The 17,077-nt window shown below is 62.2% G+C and carries 12 protein-coding genes; 8 read left to right on the forward strand and 4 right to left on the reverse strand.

Annotated features, from left to right (window positions below):
* Nucleotides 1-6: 6 nt before the first annotated feature.
* Entirely contained in the window at nt 7-768 is a 762-nt protein-coding gene (locus AACH87_RS02160) for an ABC transporter substrate-binding protein (protein WP_338797088.1), read from the reverse strand.
* A gap of 259 nt (nt 769-1,027) precedes the next feature.
* On the reverse strand, nt 1,028-1,786 hold the full coding sequence (locus AACH87_RS02165) for a TSUP family transporter (protein WP_338797089.1): 759 nt from the start codon (nt 1,784-1,786) through the stop codon (nt 1,028-1,030).
* Between the two features lie 505 nt (nt 1,787-2,291).
* Here AACH87_RS02165 and AACH87_RS02170 point away from each other — a divergent pair.
* A complete protein-coding gene (locus AACH87_RS02170; RefSeq protein WP_338797090.1) occupies nt 2,292-2,654 on the forward strand; it encodes a hypothetical protein in 363 nt (120 codons plus the stop codon).
* Between the two features lie 113 nt (nt 2,655-2,767).
* On the opposite strand, the gene AACH87_RS02175 is transcribed toward AACH87_RS02170, so the two are convergent.
* On the reverse strand, nt 2,768-4,462 hold the full coding sequence (locus AACH87_RS02175; RefSeq protein WP_338797091.1) for a GMC family oxidoreductase N-terminal domain-containing protein: 1,695 nt from the start codon (nt 4,460-4,462) through the stop codon (nt 2,768-2,770).
* A gap of 277 nt (nt 4,463-4,739) precedes the next feature.
* Between AACH87_RS02175 and AACH87_RS02180 the strand changes: the two genes are divergently transcribed.
* The 6 genes from AACH87_RS02180 (at nt 4,740) to AACH87_RS02205 (ending at nt 14,242) form a co-directional block, all read left to right on the forward strand.
* Nucleotides 4,740-5,873 carry an ABC transporter permease gene (locus AACH87_RS02180; protein WP_338797092.1) on the forward strand — a complete coding sequence of 378 codons (1,134 nt, stop codon included), beginning with the start codon at nt 4,740-4,742 and terminating at the stop codon, nt 5,871-5,873.
* Nucleotides 5,874-5,912: 39 nt separating this feature from the next.
* Nucleotides 5,913-6,785 (forward strand): ATP-binding cassette domain-containing protein, encoded by an 873-nt coding sequence (locus AACH87_RS02185; RefSeq protein ID WP_338798826.1) that lies wholly within the window; start codon nt 5,913-5,915, stop codon nt 6,783-6,785.
* Nucleotides 6,785-7,762, forward strand: coding sequence for an MlaD family protein (locus AACH87_RS02190; RefSeq protein WP_338797093.1), 978 nt, complete (start codon nt 6,785-6,787; stop codon nt 7,760-7,762). Before AACH87_RS02185 ends, AACH87_RS02190 begins: the two co-directional genes overlap by 1 nt.
* A gap of 98 nt (nt 7,763-7,860) precedes the next feature.
* On the forward strand, nt 7,861-8,565 hold the full coding sequence (locus AACH87_RS02195; RefSeq protein ID WP_338797094.1) for an ABC-type transport auxiliary lipoprotein family protein: 705 nt from the start codon (nt 7,861-7,863) through the stop codon (nt 8,563-8,565).
* 2,054 nt (nt 8,566-10,619) lie between these two features.
* Nucleotides 10,620-13,835 (forward strand): RHS repeat-associated core domain-containing protein, encoded by a 3,216-nt coding sequence (locus AACH87_RS02200; RefSeq protein WP_338797095.1) that lies wholly within the window; start codon nt 10,620-10,622, stop codon nt 13,833-13,835.
* On the forward strand, nt 13,826-14,242 hold the full coding sequence (locus tag AACH87_RS02205) for a hypothetical protein (protein ID WP_338797096.1): 417 nt from the start codon (nt 13,826-13,828) through the stop codon (nt 14,240-14,242). The genes AACH87_RS02200 and AACH87_RS02205 overlap by 10 nt, the downstream gene beginning before the upstream one ends.
* A 587-nt stretch (nt 14,243-14,829) precedes the next feature.
* On the opposite strand, the gene AACH87_RS02210 is transcribed toward AACH87_RS02205, so the two are convergent.
* Nucleotides 14,830-15,735, reverse strand: a complete 906-nt coding sequence (locus AACH87_RS02210; protein WP_338797097.1) for a LysR family transcriptional regulator — start codon at nt 15,733-15,735, stop codon at nt 14,830-14,832.
* A gap of 307 nt (nt 15,736-16,042) precedes the next feature.
* On the opposite strand from AACH87_RS02210, the gene AACH87_RS02215 reads away from it, so the two are divergent.
* Nucleotides 16,043-17,053: a zinc-binding alcohol dehydrogenase family protein gene (locus AACH87_RS02215; RefSeq protein WP_338797098.1), complete on the forward strand. Its 1,011-nt coding sequence runs from the start codon at nt 16,043-16,045 to the stop codon at nt 17,051-17,053.
* Nucleotides 17,054-17,077 lie beyond the last annotated feature (24 nt).

Below are 17,077 nucleotides of genomic sequence, written 5' to 3' on the forward strand. Positions count from 1 at the left end.
TACAGATCAGTTGCAGCGCACGTCTTCGTTGAAGTACTTCTTGGACACGGCGGCGTAGCTGCCATCGGCCAGCACTTCGGCAAAGGCCTTATTCCATGCATCGGCCAGGCCTGTGTTGCCCAGGGCCATGGCGGGGGCGATGCGCTCGATGAACAGCATGTCACCCAGCTTGAAGCCTGCCTTGGCATTCTTGGCTGCGGCTTCCTTGGCCACGAATTTGTCGCTCACCCAGGCGTCCACGCGCTTGGAGATCAGGGCGCGCTGGGCGTCAGTGTCCTGGGGGAAGTTCTTCACTTCCTTCACGCCAGCGAGCTTTTGCACGTTGGTGAGGTAGCTGGTGCCGGTCTGCACAGCCACCACCTTGCCCGTCAGGTCCTTGGCGGTGCGGATCTTTTCGTCCATCGCCACGATCATGCCGCCCGAGCAGTAGTGGGGGTTGGCAAACGTCACGGCCTTGGCACGCTCTTCCGTCACGCCGTGCGAGGCGATCACGGCATCCCAGCGGTTCTGGGCCAGGCCGGTCAGCAGGGCGTCAAAGCCCAGGGTCTTCCACTCCACTTTCAGGCCCATCTTCTTGATGACCAGTTCGGCCACTTCGACTTCGAAGCCCGTCAGCTGGGTGCCCTTGAAGTAGTTGAAGGGGGCAAACTGGCCTTCGGTGGCCATGATGATCTTGCCGTCTTTCTTGATTTCGTCCAGCGTGCGGGCTTGGGCAACAAAGGCAGCGCACAGCGCCACGGCGGTAACAACGGTCTTCAACAGTTTCATGGCGAGATCCTGCTAGGGGTGTTTCAGGTACAAAAAAATCCGGCATGCAGGTAGGCAAGCCGGAACGTGGGATCACGAGGCATCGCGGTCAGCGATGGGGCTCGTCATCAAATGGCAACAAATTATAGGATGACCGTGCTTTTTATCGGCACGCAGGACAACCCTAGTGTCGCATTCGGGTCAAGCTTTTTTTGACCCACCACAACCTTCCAAGCAAAGCCAATGCCAGTGCGCCCCCGCGTTGACTCCCTTGCTGACTTCAGCGAAGAAAGGCGTCGTACCCCGTTTTCAGGATCAGGCTGCTCACCACCACAATGAAAATGCCCCGCACAAAGCCGGTGCCGTGCTTGAGTGCCATGTGCGTGCCTGCCATGCTGCCCACCACGTTGGCAATGGCCAGGGTGGCTGCGTAGTGCCACCACACGTGGCCCTTGAAGGCGAAGAGGGTGATGGCTGCAATGTTGGTGGCGCAGTTGAGCAGCTTGGCGGAAGCCGATGCGTTCAGAAAGTCGTATCCCAGCAGCCGCACGAACAGGAAGACGAAGAAGCTGCCGGTGCCCGGCCCGAAAAAGCCGTCGTAAAAGCCTATGCACAACCCCACCAGGCAGGCCACCACCACTTCGGTGCGGCCCGCAAAGCGCGGGGCATGGTGCCTGCCCAGGTCTTTGCGCGCCAGCGTGTAGCCGAGCACGGCCAGCAGCACCAGGGGCAGCACCTTGCGCAAGAAGTCGGGCGAGATGGCAGTTACCGTCCAGGCACCGGCAAACGCGCCGGCAAACCCTGCCAGGGCGGCGGGCAGCAGGGCGCTCCAGCGCATCTCTACGCGGCGGCTGTATTGCCAGGTGGCCATGGCGGTGCCCCACACCGATCCCCCCTTGTTGGTGCCAAACAGCGTGGCGGGGGCTGCGCCCGGAAAAGCGGCAAACAGGGCGGGCGTCAAGATCAGGCCGCCACCGCCCACGATGGCGTCAATGAAGCCTGCCAGCAGCGAGGCGAAGGTGATAAAAATCCATTCCATCGCCGGATTTTGGCATGCTGCCTGTTATGGCTGTTATGGTTTTTGTAGCGCCGGACGTCTGCGCAAGAGCCTGGGGAAGCGCCTGGGTCAGTGCTGGGCAGGCGCGCTTTGCCGAGGCAAAACCGAGGGCTGCGAGGTCTCTCCCACTTCCTTCACGCCTGCAAAAGCACAAAAAAAAGCGCTGGGATCGCCAGCGCTTCGAAAACTTTTGCGCACCTCGTTGGGTGCTTGTTTGGTAGTTGGTGTAAAGGGTTTGTCTCCTCGGTCCCCTCATCTGAGATGCCTCAGCACCCCGTTGAGTAACCACAATGTAACTCCCGCCCACCCCTGGTGCATTGGGGGTTTCCCGGAGGGTGCGGGCTGCACCAGTTTCGATCCTGCTCGGCCGCGTGGCCAACCAAGTTGGGGCAAACGTTTGCGCAAGGCTGCGCTGGCACGTGTTGTGCAATCCATCCCCTGTCTGCCCCCGTGTGGGGCAAGTCCCAAGGCGAGGAGATTGAGACATATGAGCCAGAGCGAGAAACTTGCCATTGCCGCGCATCTGCATGTGCTGCTCAGACGCAAGACCGGCCGGGTGACAGACACGGAATGGATGGCCAGCAACGGCGCCTATGCGCGTGAAGTCATCCGCTTTGCCCGCGAGCGCGCACAGCAGGACCAGGCCCCCGAACTGGCCGACTGGGCCGACAAATTGGAGGCCTGCATGCAGGATGTGTTTGCCGCAGAGGCCCGCCGCACCGCGCGCGAGGTGGCTGCCGCAGCAGCATCAGCCGCCGCCAGGACGGCAGAGCGAACCCCCGCGGTGGTGGCTGAGGCCCTGGCCTCACTGCACCCGCAGGCCCGGCGCTACGTGGGCGGCATTCGCTGAGCGCGGCCAACACACCTCCCCCTGGCGTCGTTGTTCCGTCTTGTCGTACCCGATGTACTGCCTGCTACGGAACACCTGACCAGGGCCGCTTCGCAGGGGTGTGTGAACCGCTCTTAGCGCCCCGCCTTTTGCGCCTCCAGCATCCACGCTGCAGCGCGCTCGGCCAGCATCAGCGTGGGTGAGTTGGTGTTGCCGCTGGTGATGGTGGGCATGGCCCCTGCATCCACCACGCGCAGGCCTGCCACCACGCCACCGCGCCCGTCGCGCACGCGCAGCTGGCTGTCCAGCACGGCGGTGGGGTCGTGGTCGTGTCCCATTTTGGTGGTGCCCACGGGGTGGAAGATGGTGGTGGCAATGTCGCCTGCCAGCCGGGCCAGGTCCGCATCCGTCTGGTATTGCACGCCGGGCTTCCACTCTTCGGGGCGGTACTTGTCGAGGGCGGGCTGGGCCACGATGCGGCGTGTCACGCGCAGGCTGTCGGCCGCCACCTTGCGGTCTTCTGGCGTGCTGAGGTAGTTGGGTGCAATGGCGGGCGCGGTGCGGAAGTCCGGGCCTTTGATCTGCACCGTGCCGCGGCTGGTGGGGTTCAGGTTGCACACACTGGCGGTGAAGGCCGGAAAGCTGTGCAAAGGCTCACCAAACGCATCGAGTGACAGCGGCTGTACGTGGTACTGGATGTTGGGGTAGGGCTGGTCGTCGCTGCTGCGTGTGAAGGCACCCAGTTGCGAGGGGGCCATGCTCATGGGGCCGCTGCGCTTGAAGGCATATTCCAGCCCGATCTTGGCCTTGCCCAGCAGCGAGCTGGCCATGGTGTTGAGGGTCTGCGCCCCGCGCACCTTGAACACCGAGCGGATCTGCAAATGGTCTTGCAGGTTGGCCCCCACGCCCGGCAAGTCTGCCACCACATCCAGCCCATGCTGGCGCAGCAGCGCCGCAGGGCCGATGCCCGAGAGCTGCAGCAACTGGGGCGAGTTGATGGCCCCCGCACTCAGCACCACTTCGCGGCTGGCCTGCGCGGTCACCATCTGCTGGCCGTCCCACACCTTCACGCCTGTGCAGCGGCGGCTGCCATCGGGCTGGGTTTCGATGATGAGCTGCGCCGCCTGCGCACTGGTCCACATCTCAAAGTTGGGCCGCCCGTAGCAGGTGGGCCGCAAAAAGGCCTTGGCCGTGTTCCAGCGCCAGCCGCTTTTCTGGTTGACTTCGAAGTAGCCCACGCCTTCGTTGGTGCCGCTGTTGAAGTCTTCGGTGGCTGGGATGCCCGCCTGCTGGGCGGCCTGGGCAAAGGCGTCCAGAATGTCCCAGCGCAGGCGCTGTTTTTCCACGCGCCACTCGCCCGTGCTGCCCGTGCTCTTGTTGCCGTGCAGGCGTTTGAAGTTTTCATTCACGCCGTCTGGCTGGTCCAGTCGCCAGTGGTCCTCGTGGCGGCGAAAAAAGGGCAGGGTGTTCTCCCATCGCCATGATGCGTCCCCGGTCAGCTCGGCCCAGCGGTCGTAGTCGCGGGCCTGGCCGCGCATGTAGATCATGCCGTTGATGCTGCTGCACCCCCCCAGCGTCTTGCCTCGGGGGTAGCGCAGGGTGCGTCCGTTCAGGCCTGCGTCGGGTTCGGTGTGATAGAGCCAGTCGGTGCGCGGGTTGCCAATGCAATACAGATAACCCACGGGGATGTGAATCCAGTGGTAGTCGTCCTTGCGGCCCGCCTCGATCAGCAGCACGCGGTGGCGGCTGTCGGCACTCAGGCGGTTGCACAGCAACGCGCCTGCGGTGCCGCCGCCGATGATGATGTAGTCAAACTGGGTGTCGCTCATGGGTGGCCCGAAATCAACGGAAGATCAACGGAAACTGTCTCGGCGCATTGTGCTGAGCGGCAGCCTTCTGTCGATGGGGTAATTGCCAAGTGCTATTAAAAAAATAGCTGCCTGCGCTTATTCATCAAGCGCTGGAGGCCTGTTTGATAAAAATTGCATGCAATCGTGGCAAGAATGTGTCAAGGGCCGCGCCCGGCTCCGCTACCATGCTTGGCTCTGTCGTTCAGGACATCCTTTCTCTCCATTGCCCAGCCCGGTGGCTGATGCCGCCCCTACCATGACCTCTGACAGCGTTGCCCCCTGCATCGTCCGCACCCACACGCCCGAAGGGCCGTGCGCGCAGCTGCAGGGCCGCTGGGGGGCTGCAGAGCTGGGCACGCGCAGGCAATGGAAGCTGCTGCGCAGCCAGCTGCAGGACAGCGCCCCCACCCCCCAGCTGGGCTGGGACCTGCGCGAGGTGCAGTGGCTGGACCATGTGGGCGCGCAACTGCTGTGGAACCACTGGGGCCGTGCCTGGCCTGCGCGGCTGGCCCTGACCGACCTGCAGCGCACCCTGCTGGAGCGCGTGGCCCAGCTCACCGTGGCAGACCCACCTGCGCCCGCGCCCTGGCGCCTGTTTGACCAGATAGATCACCTGGGCGTGCTGGTGCTGCATGGGCTGGACCATGCCCGCCACGGCGTGCAGATGCTGGGCCAGCTCATGCTGGACCTGGGCCGCTTGCTGCGCAACCCGCGCCGTGCCCCGTGGCGCGATGTGTCGGGCCACCTGTACCGCATGGGGGCCACGGCGCTGCCCATCACTGCGCTGGTGGGCTTTTTGATTGGCGTGGTGCTGGCCTACCTGATGAGCCTGCAGCTGCGCCAGTTCGGGGCCGAATCCTTCATCGTCAACATCCTGGGCATCTCGCTCATCCGCGAGCTGGGGCCCATGCTGGCCGCCATTCTGGTGGCGGGGCGCTCGGGCTCGTCCATCACCGCGCAAATTGGCGTGATGCGCGTGACCGAAGAGCTGGACGCCATGCGCGTCATGGGCATACCGCACGGCTTTCGGCTCGTCATGCCGCGCACCCTGGCGCTGGCTCTGGCCATGCCGCTCATCAGCGTGTGGACCACGCTGGCCGCGCTGGCCGGGGGCATGCTGGCGGCAGACATCACGCTGGGCATTTCTCCCTCTTACTTTGTGCAGGCCCTGCCTGCTGCGGTCAAGATCGGCAACCTGGGGCTGGCCGTCGCCAAGTCGGTGGTGTTTGGGGCGTTCATTGCCCTCATCGGCTGCCACTGGGGCCTGCGCGTCAAGCCCAACACCCAGAGCCTGGGTGAGGGCACCACGGCATCGGTGGTCACCTCCATCACCATGGTCATCATCGTGGACGCGGTGTTTGCCGTGGCCTTCCGCAACGTGGGGATCTGAGCCATGACCGATGTTCAGCGCGCCCCTTCGTCCGCATCCATGCCGCAACCTGTCGCCGTGCCCAACCGCGCCCCTGTCCACGCCCCCACCCAAGAGCCGCCCATTGTCGAAACCAAAGGCCTGTGGACCGTGTTCGGCAAAGGCACCGAAGCCTTTGCCGTGCACCAGGACCTGGAATTCACCGTGCAGCGCGGCGAGATGCTCTCGCTCGTCGGCGGCTCGGGCACCGGCAAAACCGTGCTGCTGCGGCAGATTCTGGGCCTGGCCCAGCCCACGCGCGGCAGCGTCACCGTGCTGGGTCGTCCTGCATCAGAAATGGGGCGCGAAGGCGCGGCCAGTCGCGTGGGCATGCTGTTCCAGCACGGTGCGCTGTTCTCGGCCTTCAACGTGCTCGACAACGTGGCCTTTGCCCTGCGCGAGCAAGGCACCCTGCCCGAAGACCTGGTACGCGCCGCAGCCCTGGTCAAACTGCAGATGGTGGGCCTCAAGCCCGAGCACGCCACCCGCATGCCTGCCGATCTGTCGGGCGGCATGGTCAAGCGTGTGGCCCTGGCCCGCGCCCTCATCATGGACCCGCCCCTGCTGCTGCTCGACGAGCCCACTGCGGGGCTCGACCCCAGCAGCTCGGACGACTTCTGCGCTCTGGTGCGCGAGCTGCGCTCGGCCCTGGGGCTCACCGTCATCATGGTCACGCACGACCTCGATACCCTGTTTGCCCTGAGCACCCGCGTGGCCGTGCTGGCCGATAAAAAAGTCATCGTCACCGGCCCGCCGCACGAGGTGGCCCACTTCAAGCACCCGTTCATCGAACACTTCTTCATGGGCGAACGCGGCCAGCGCGCCATGGCCCCGCTGCAGCCCCCTGCACCGGGCAACACGCCCAGCGCCGCCGCGCCCTTCAAGGAAACCTGATGGAAAACAAATCACACGCCCTGGCTGCAGGCACCTTTGTCATCATCGTGGCCGCATTGCTGGCCGGGCTGGCCATCTGGCTCACTCGCGACAACGCCAACTACGACCTGTACGAACTCACCACCCGCGACGGCGTGAGCGGCCTGCAACCCCAGGCCGCCGTGCGCTACAAAGGCGTGGCCGTGGGCAAGGTGCAGCGCATCGGGTTTGACCCGCAGGTGCCCGGCAACGTGCTGGTGCGCATTGCCGTCAACCACAACGCCCCCGTCAGCCCCACCACCTTTGCCACCCTGGGCTACCAGGGCGTGACCGGCCTGGCCCATGTGCTGCTGGACGACGCCCCCCAGCCCCTGCCGCCGCTACCCGAGGGCCCCAGCGGCCTGCCACGCCTCACGCTCAAGCCCTCGCCCTTTGGCCGCCTGGCTGAGCAGGCCCCCAACATCCTCGCCCAGGTGGAAGAAGCCACGCGCCGTATCAACCAGCTGCTGGGCGACGAAAACCAGCAGCGCATCACCCAGGCGCTGGGGCAGATCGGCCAGGCCGCCAGCAGCGTCAATATGCTGACCCAGCGCGTGGATGCCGTGGTGCAGAACCGGCTCGACCCCGCCCTGGCATCGCTGCCGCCCCTGGCTGCAGACGCACGCAAAACCATGCAATCCCTGCAAAACGCGGGCAACAGCGTGACCACCCTGGCGCAAGACCTGGGCGTCACCGCCCGCCGCCTGAGCGAAGAGGGCGGCGCCATCGACCAGCTATCCCACGGCACCCAGGTGCTGGCCACCGCGGCCGACAACTTCAGCCGATCCACCCTGCCCAGCATCAACCGCGCCGCCGACGAAACGGCCCGCGCCGTGCGCCAGATGGGCCTGGCCGCCAGCGCCGTCAGCGACAACCCCCAGCTCTTCATCTACGGCAGCGGCCGCCTGCCCCCCGGCCCCGGCGAGCCCGGCTTCGTGCTGCCCACGGACCAGCGCTGACCAGCGCTGAGCCGCATGGCATTTTTGAATCCCTGCACACCGCACCGCCCCGTACCACTCACAGGCCCCTCCAAACGACCTCACCCAAGGCGCACACCATGCACACACCCTCTGCCCGCCAACGCCACATTGCTACCAAAAGCGTAGCTGCTCGCGCTTATGCAGCGGGCTCTGCGGGTGTTTTGGTGGCCATGCTCCTGTCAGGCTGTGGCGCACTGCCCGCCGCCCCCAACCGCCCCGTGTCGTATGACTTTGGCCCCGGCCCCACCAGCTACACCGCCACAGACCGCCGCGCGCCCCTGCCCCCCATCGCCCTGGCCGATGTAGAAGCCACCGGCCTGGTGGAAGGCAGCACCGCCGTGCAATACCGCCTGGCCTACGCCGACGCCCAGCAACTGCGCCCCTACACCCTGGCCCGCTGGACGCAACCCCCCGTGCAACTGGTGCAGCAAGCCCTGCGCACCCAACTGGGCCAGCGCCGCCCCGTGCTGCAAGACGCCGACGCCGCCGCCCAGGCCCGCGACACCGCCCGCGGCGGCAAGCTGCCCGCCGTCCTGCGCATCGAGCTGGAGGAATTCAGCCACGTCTTCACCGCCCCCACCGACAGCACCGGCCTGCTGCGCCTGCGCGCCACCCTGGTAGACCCCACCCCCGCAGGCGAAACCCTGCTGGGCCAGCGCGTCTTCATCGTGCAAAAGCCTGCACCCACGCCCGACGCAGCGGGGGGAACGCGGGCACTGGCTGCGGCTGCGCGGCAGGTGGCGGAGGAGGTGGATGAGTGGGTGGGGGCGGTGGTGCGGTGAGCGTTGCTCTGGCGAATACCGCGGGCGGCGACCAACGGCTCTCGTCCGATGAGTTCTCCTTTGAATTACCCAGCACAAAGGAGGAATGCGGTTCAAGTACGTCTATTGATTTCGGTGAATCTTTATGCATTGCGCAAATCGAACGCGCCAATGGTCCTGTAAACAAGGTGATATAGCAAATTTTCGACGGATTAACACTTTGGAGCGACAGTTGAAAATTAAATGATAGTAAGTCTTTGCTCTTTCTAGGGGGCTCAGTCTTTATATACCTTCGTCATACAGAATTGGCGGACTTTTAGGTGAGTACTGTGAGCTTTTGTCATTCAGGTCTCGTGTTTGACGTGCGCTGCATACCCGTAAAAGGTACGATTGCCAAGTTGGCTGAGCGATGGTGCTAAAAATGCATCATCGCTAAATAAAAATATTTGGGAGTTTAAATGTCTTTTTTGAAGTTGAAAATTTTCAGTGTTTTAGGTGGTGTATTCGTATTTATCTTTCTTTCTCTTTCTCCGGAAGGAGTGTGGGCCTATGATTCCAATTATAAGACAGCGTGTGTGGAATCTACTTCTGAGGGATTTTATCACTGCATACTAAAGCCCTCAGATTTTTCGCCATGGTCGTATCAAACCGGATATGGCGCTTCCGCATCCTCTGTGGGTGATGCTGCACGAAATACCTATGATTATTTCTTTGGAAATCCGGAATCGGCGGCATGTTCTGTCGGGTATACGATAGGTCCAGCCAAAGTAATTTATAGAGATTACTTTATTCATTCTGCAGAGCCTACGCGCACAGCCAACGATATGGCTATAACTTGGGGGATTTTGAACGAGAAGAAAGAATGCACTGGCGTCGAGCTTCGACTGGTGGTTCAAATTTTTGGGGATCGTCAACCCACATGTGCTCCATACGAAGAGTATTATTTTAGCGACATTAGGTCTTATGGATGTGGGGCAAGGGTAGAAAAATATCCCGTTGCTGCAAGTTTGAAATGCCTAAATGGTTGTCATGGGAATCCAATCTTCGCTCCAACCAGAGAGAAGGTTGAAATATCAGTTGATCTGAGCAGTCAAGGGGCTATGCCTCTTGAATTCATAAGAACTTACAGAAGTCATCGGGTGAGAGATTCCAAAATTTGGCTTCGATCCAATCCAAAAAAATTAAGAGACAATTCGTTGAGTGCAGGTTGGATACATAACCACGAAATTCAATTAGTTTACGTGCGCGTGCCTAATGATGATTCAGGAATATTTGATCAGGTCAGGATTCAGATGCCGGATGGTGCATTTCACTATTTTGATCGCCGTGCTGGGGTGTACATCCCCCGTCACAAGCTGCACGAGTTGAGTAAAAATAGTGACAATAGTGGTTGGGTCTTTTGGGATGGGGAAAATGAGGAGAAATTTCTATTTGATGCTCAAGGGCGAATTGCCAAAATAATCTTTAGGAATGGATGGTTCTTGACTTATGAGTATGGCGATTCCGGGGTTCTTAGCTTCGTTAGAAACTCTTTTGGTAATTATTTGGAGTTTTCTTACGATGACCTTGGTCGAATCGCTTCTGTCAAATCATCTGGCAACAAGGCTGTTGGTTATGGCTACTCTGGAGGAAGGTTGAGCACAATCAGACACAGTGATGGACATATAAAGCAATATGTCTATGACGATGTTCGGTGGCCGAATCATTTGACTGGAGTTGTGGACGAACTTGGCACACGGGTTGCAACCTATGTGTACGACGCTGAAGGGTGGGCTGTTAGTACAGAAAACGCAGGTGGTGTTAATCGCTATGCAATATCTCAACCTCCTACTGTCTATGGCAACAATTTGGCAGCAGTAGTTACTGATCCGCTTGGAACTACCCGGGTGTTCAATCACCAATACTTTAATAGCGAGTTGAAATACGTTGGCACTTCATTACCGCCCGCATTTGGCGCGGAAAGACCGCAATCGTACGTCTCCTATAACAATATAGGCCTTAAACAATATGGCCGTGATATGTTGGGGGCTGCTGACTTCGCTCAGTGGGATGTCAGTAGGTTGTTGCCGGTCTCCGTGACTGAATCTTCGAACCGCAGTGTGTCCCGCACCACCACCACAGACTGGCACCCCCAGTTCCGCCTACCAGTCAAGGTCACAGAGCCCGGCCGAGAAACCGCCTACACCTACGACAGCGTAGGCAACCCCCTCTCGCAAACCATCACTGACAGCGCATCCGGCATCTCCCGCACCAAGCGCTGGACCTACCACGCCAACGGCCTGGTCGCCACCGAGACTGCCCCCAACGGCGCAGTCACCAGCTACCAATACGACAGCTACGGCAACCTCACCCAGGCCACCAACGCCCTGGGCCAAGTTGACACCTACACCCACGACGGCGCAGGCCGGGTGCTCACCCACACTGCGCCCACCGGGCTCGTCACCACCTACACCTACGACCCCCGTGGCCGTCTGCTCACCACCAGCGCGGGTGGCTTGACTACCACGCTCACCTACCGCCCTAGCGGGCAAGTGGCCACCGTCACCACCCCCTACGGGCACACCACCAGCTACAGCTACGACGCCGCCCAGCGCCTGACCGGCTGGAGCGACAACCGCGGCCACAGCGGCAGCTACGTGCTCGACCCCATGGGCAACCGGCTGAGCGAAGAAATCCGCGACGCCCAAGGCCAAACTGCCTGGAAGCTGGCGCGCACCATCAACAGCCTCAACCGCGTGGCCAGCACCACCGTGGGCAGCGCAGGTGCACCCGTCACCTACGGCTACGACGCCAACGGCGACCTGATCAGCGCCACGCAAACCTTCAACAGCGCAGCGCGCACCACCCAGTGGCAGCTAGACGCCCTGCGCCGCGTGGCCGCCACCACGTCCACCGAAGGCGCCACCGCCAGCGTGGCCTACAACGCCTTGGACGACATCACCCAAGCCACCGACTTCAAACAAGTCGCCACAAGCTACACCCGCGACGCCCTGGGCAACGCCAAGGCAGAAACCAGCCCCGACAGCGGCAGCCAAAGCGCCACCTACGACAGCCTGGGCCTGCCCCAGCAAGTGACAGACGCCATGGGCCGGGCCACCACCATCACCCGCGACGCCCTGGGCCGACCCACCCGGCTGGAATACGCCGACGGCACCGCCACCACACTGCACTACGACCTGGGCGGAGCCACCTACAACGCCAGCGGCGCACCGCAGGCCAGCGTGGGCTATTTGAGCGAAGTGCGTGACCCCAGCGCCACCACCAGCTACCAGCGCGACCTGCTCGGCCGCATCGTGCGCAAAACCCAAACCCTGGCGGGTGGCAACCTGCAAAGCGTGGGCTATAGCTACGCCAGCGCAGGCAGCGCCGGGGCAGGGCAGCTGCAAAGCATCACCTACCCCAGCGGCAAAACCCTACAGTACAGCTACGATGCCACCGGCCAGATCAACGCCGTGCAGTGGGCCGGGCAACCCCTGCTCAGCAACATCGGCTGGACCCCCCTGGGCCAACCCACAGGCTGGCAATGGAGCGGCTTTGCCAACACCGCAGGGCGCAACAACGCCAACCAAGGCACTGGCGACGGCACCAACGCCACTAACGCCACCCCCCTGACAGAGCGCCGCACCTACACCGACGCAGGCCAACTCGCCAGCAGCGCCCTGCTGCAACTGGGCTGGGACAGCGCAGGCCGCGTCAGCTCCATCGCCCAACAGCACATGCTGCCCGGCACCCAAAGCGCAGGCAATGCAGGCGGCACGGCCCAGCCCCAGGCCGTCACCCTCAGCAGCACCTACAGCTACGACAACGCAGGCCGCCTCATCACCAGCGCCCACAGCGCCCCCGCCACGCTGGCCCTGCCCAGCGGCTGGAGCCTGTCTGACACCATCGGTGCCAACAGCATGGGCTACGCCTACGACACCAACGGCAACCGCACCCAGGCCAGCTACACCCTCCAAACCCTGGCAGGCACTGCCACAGAGCAGCGCACCGAGCAAACCGCCAGCGGCACCAACCGCCTGCAAAGCCACAGCCACACCTACACACCCGCAGGCAGCAACGCCAGCCAGACCACCACACAAGACTACCCCCGAGACGCCAGCGGTTCACTCACCCGCCTGGGCAGCCAGACCCTGCAATACAACGCCCAAGGGCGCATAGCCGCCATTGCCACGGCAGGGGGCAGCAGCAACACCGCACCCACCTACAGCTACCAATACAACAGCAGCGCCCAGCGCCTGCTCAAAACAGACCACCGCACAGGTACTGCAGCCAACACAGCAACCCCGGCCACAGAAGCCACCCTGTACGCAGACGACGCCACCGGCTCCACCGTGCTGGGCCAATACAGCAACCAACGCAGCACAAACAGCGCAGCCCCCGCAGGAGAGACAGACAGCACCGAAGTGCTATGGCTACCCACCGCCAGCGGCCCCATGCCCATTGGGGCACAAATCAATGGCCGCCTGTACGCCATAGACAGCGACCACCTCAACACCCCGCGCCGCCTGACCAATGCGCAAGGGCAAGTGGTGTGGCAATGGCTGATTACGAGCTATGGAGAAGTCGCCCCCACCACCGGGGCCACAGGCTACGCGTTTGAAGCGCCGCAGCTCGGAGGCAGCAGCAACACCTCAGGCAACGTGTACAGCGAAGAAGTGAACTTCAAGCTGCGCTATCCGGGGCAAGTGTGGGACGAAGAGACGGGGTTGAGCTACAACCTGAATCGGTACTATGACGGGCAGGCGGGGAGGTATGTCCAAAGCGACCCGATTGGGCTGGATGGGGGGTGGAATCGGTTTGCCTATGTGGGGGGGAATCCGTTGTTGTATTTCGATTCCACCGGCCTGGCACCGAGCACCACGAAGAGCGGTGAACTGGCTAGGACGTTCTACGAGTGCATGGCCGAAGTCGGCCTCGATCGTCCGAGGTTTGGTCCTCCAGTGCAATTTGATGACAACCTTGCTGGGTCGGGGAGGGCGAATCGGTTTACTAGACAAATCACGCTAGATTCCACTCTCTACAACGACGCTTCACTCTTCAATGCCGATGGCTCAATGAACAACGCGACCGCCGCGAATTTCGCGCACACCTTGATCCACGAAGGTCTGCATACTCGCGAGGGAGTACTCGGGTTCATCGCTCGGGGCTTGATGGACCTTGCCGCCCGTATGGACGTCGGAGACGGACATGATCCCCTCTACAACGGCTATGCAGATAACCTAATGAAGTGGAAGGGCAAGGAGCTCTTGGATTGCATGGGCCGCAAGATGAGGAATCAGCAATGCAAATAATTGGCTTCTGGAAAAAACCATCCCTGATTGGTGTCCTGGCTACCTTGATGTTGATCGGCATCCTCGCGGGCGCATTGATACCCGAGGGCTGTTCAGCCTCATGCAAAGTTGCTCGGTTTGCCAATTCATCTGCTGTTTCCGACATTCTTCGGCGGGGACAAGCGAGCGGCAGTCTTGAAGTGTCTCCGCAAACTCTTCCGAAGCCAAAAGCTGATCTCAACTCACGTCCACCCACTGTTGAAGCCTACATGACGGATGCGCTTGGGAATGCGCTGATCGTGGCAGAGAGAGGTTCAGTAGTGATCGCCGTGCAGCGTCAATCTGACCGACTGACATGCAGAGTGATTTATCCCGACGTCGACTCGAAATGGTGCAACCTTCCGCCGATCGTCGCTGGTAAGCAGTGAGTGTGTCCTCACGGTGTGGCGTCTAACTATCCACGCCGTAGCGGAAGAAATGGGGTCAGGTCTTGCCTTTTGCCTGAATCGCACAAAACCTGGCACCTCTCGACGGCAGATTGACAGGTGAAGTCCCAAACGCCCCTCACACGCCAGCTTGTAGTTATCGAAAACTCCTAAATTGATAGCTTTCAGCGCTTATTTATCAAGCGCTATTAGCCCATTTGGCTCAACCCCTACCAAGGCAAGCAGGCTCTACCCCCTGCTTGCCTTTGTCTTTGCCGGGCTCGCATCTACGGTAGCCACCAGCACCCAGGCCCACTGCACCCTCCAAACCCTGGCAGGCACCGCTACAAAGCAGCGCACCGAGCAAACCGCCAGCGGCACAAACCGCCTGCAAAGCCACAGCCACACAGAAACCCCCGCCTAGCCTGACCAACGCGCAAGGGCAAGTGGTGTGGCAATGGCTCATTACGGGAGTCGAAGAGGCAACCTCTCTAGCAAACTCAGTTTGCTCTCAAATTGGTAGCTGCCAGCGCTTGCTGAAAGAGCGCTAGAGCCATATTTGATTCAAAGTCCGCACGAGTTTGCCAGCCTCACTCTTGCGGCAGCCCATCAAACTTCCCTACCAAAAAATCCACCAGCGCCCGTACCCGCGCAGGCACAAAGCGGCCGCTGGGTAGCAGGGCTTGCAGGGGGTAAGGTGGGGTGTCCCATTCGGGCAGCAGGCGCACCAGGGGGCTGTGCTTTAGCTCGTGGTGCAGGTAGGGCACGGATTTGTAGATGATGCCGTGGCCTGCGATGGCCCAGTCGCGGGCCAGGGCGGCGTCGTCGGCGGTGCGGTTGCCTTTGACGCGCACTTCGGTCCATTGCCCGTCGCGGCCAAAGCGCCAGGTGCGAGCGGGGCGGCCTGCAATGTGGAAGGCGATGCAGTTGTGCTGCAGCAGGTCTTGCGGCGTGGTGGGCGTGCCGTGGCGCTTCAGGTAGGCCGGGGCAGCCCACAGCATGGGGCGGGTGGTGGTAAGGGGGCGGGCGATGAGGCGCGAGTCTGCCAAGGGACCATAGCGCAGGGCCACGTCCACTTCATCGCGCGTCACGTCCAGGGGCCTGTCGCTCACGCTCAGGGCCAGCTCTACACCGGGGTGCATTGCCAAAAACTCATCAAACCAGGGCAGCAGCATGTTGCGCGCCAAGTCGGATGGTGCGGCCACGCGCAGTGCGCCCACCAGGGTGCCGTGGTGGGCGGTGGCCATGCTCTCGCCTTCGGCCAGCAGGTCAAACGCGCGCTGGGCGTAGTCGAGCAGGATTTGCCCCTGGGCGGTAAGGCGCATGGCGCGGGTGGAGCGTTCGAACAGGCGCGAGCCCAGCTGCCCTTCCAGCCGCTTGAGGGCGGCGCTGGCGGCGGCGGGTGTCATGCCCAGGGCACGGGCTGCAGCGCTGAGTGTGCCGGTGCGTGCGGTGTGGGTGAGCACATGCAGGTCGGCCAGGTTTTCGATTTTCATGGGCGGGCTGTGGTTTGAAGCGGGTTTTGGCTGGGTGGATTCGACGCCCAGCCCATGGAGCTGTTCACGCTGAGTCTGCCCAGGCGCTGCGCAGGGTGTCGGCAGGCTCAGCCCGAAGGGATGTTTCGCGACCAAAATGATTGTGGGATATTTTCAATTTTGATTTGAAATTGAATGCAATAAAAGCTGTCTTATCAATTGTGAGTTGCGTATTTACAGTGCCTGCATGGCTTGGGATGGGCCCAGGCTAGTGATGAATGCGCAAGGCGCCTGGTGCGCGTGCTTGCGATGCAACGAAAGGACTGTGATGAAAGCCGTTGGATACCGTGCAAACTGGCCTGTGGACCATGCCGAGGCGTTGTTGGATGTGGAGCTGCCTGCGCCGGTGCCGGGCGCGCGCGATGTGCTGGTGCGGGTGAAGGCCGTGTCGGTGAACCCGGTGGACACCAAGGTGCGCAAGGGCTCGCTGCCGCCCGAGGGGCAGGTCAAGGTGCTGGGCTGGGATGCCGTGGGCACGGTGGAGGCGGTGGGGGCGCAGGTGTCGCGCTTCAAGGTGGGTGACCGGGTGTACTACGCGGGCTCCATCACCCGCCCCGGGGCCAACAGCGAACTGCATGCGGTGGACGAGCGCATCGTGGCGCTGGCCCCCCAGTCACTTTCTGACGAGCAGGCTGCGGCCTTGCCGCTGACCACCATCACGGCCTATGAGTTGTTGTTTGACCGTCTGGGTGTAAGCAAGGGCGGCGGTGCGGGGCAGACCCTGCTGGTGGTGGGTGGTGCGGGCGGGGTGGGCTCCATCCTGATCCAGCTGGCGCGGCAACTGACGCAGCTGCGCGTGGTGGCGACGGCCTCTCGCCCCGAAACGCGGCAGTGGTGCCTGGACCTGGGGGCGCATGTGGTGGTCGACCACTCGAGGCCCCTGGCTGCGGAGCTGAAGGCTGCGGGTGTGGAGGGTGTGGAGCTGGTGGCGAGCCTGACGCAGACGCAGCAGCACTATCCACAGCTCATCGAAGCCTTGAAGCCTCAAGGACGCCTGGGCGTGATTGATGACATGCAAGGACTGGACGCGATGCCACTCAAGAGCAAGGCCTTGTCCCTTCACTGGGAGATGATGTTCACCCGCCCCATGTACGAAACCCCCGACATGGCTGAGCAGGGCGCTTTGCTGGCAGAGGTGGCTGCTCTGGTGGATGCGGGGCGTATCCGCTCAACGGCGAGTACCAGCTTTGGCACTATCAACGCGCAGAACCTGCGCAAGGCGCATGCGTTGATCGAGTCCGGTAAAGCCCATGGCAAGGTGGTGCTGGCGGGGTTCTGAGTCATTTGTCTCTACCCCGCGACG

The sequence above is a fragment of the Acidovorax sp. DW039 genome, assembly GCF_037101375.1.
Classification (GTDB): Bacteria; Pseudomonadota; Gammaproteobacteria; order Burkholderiales; family Burkholderiaceae_C; genus Acidovorax.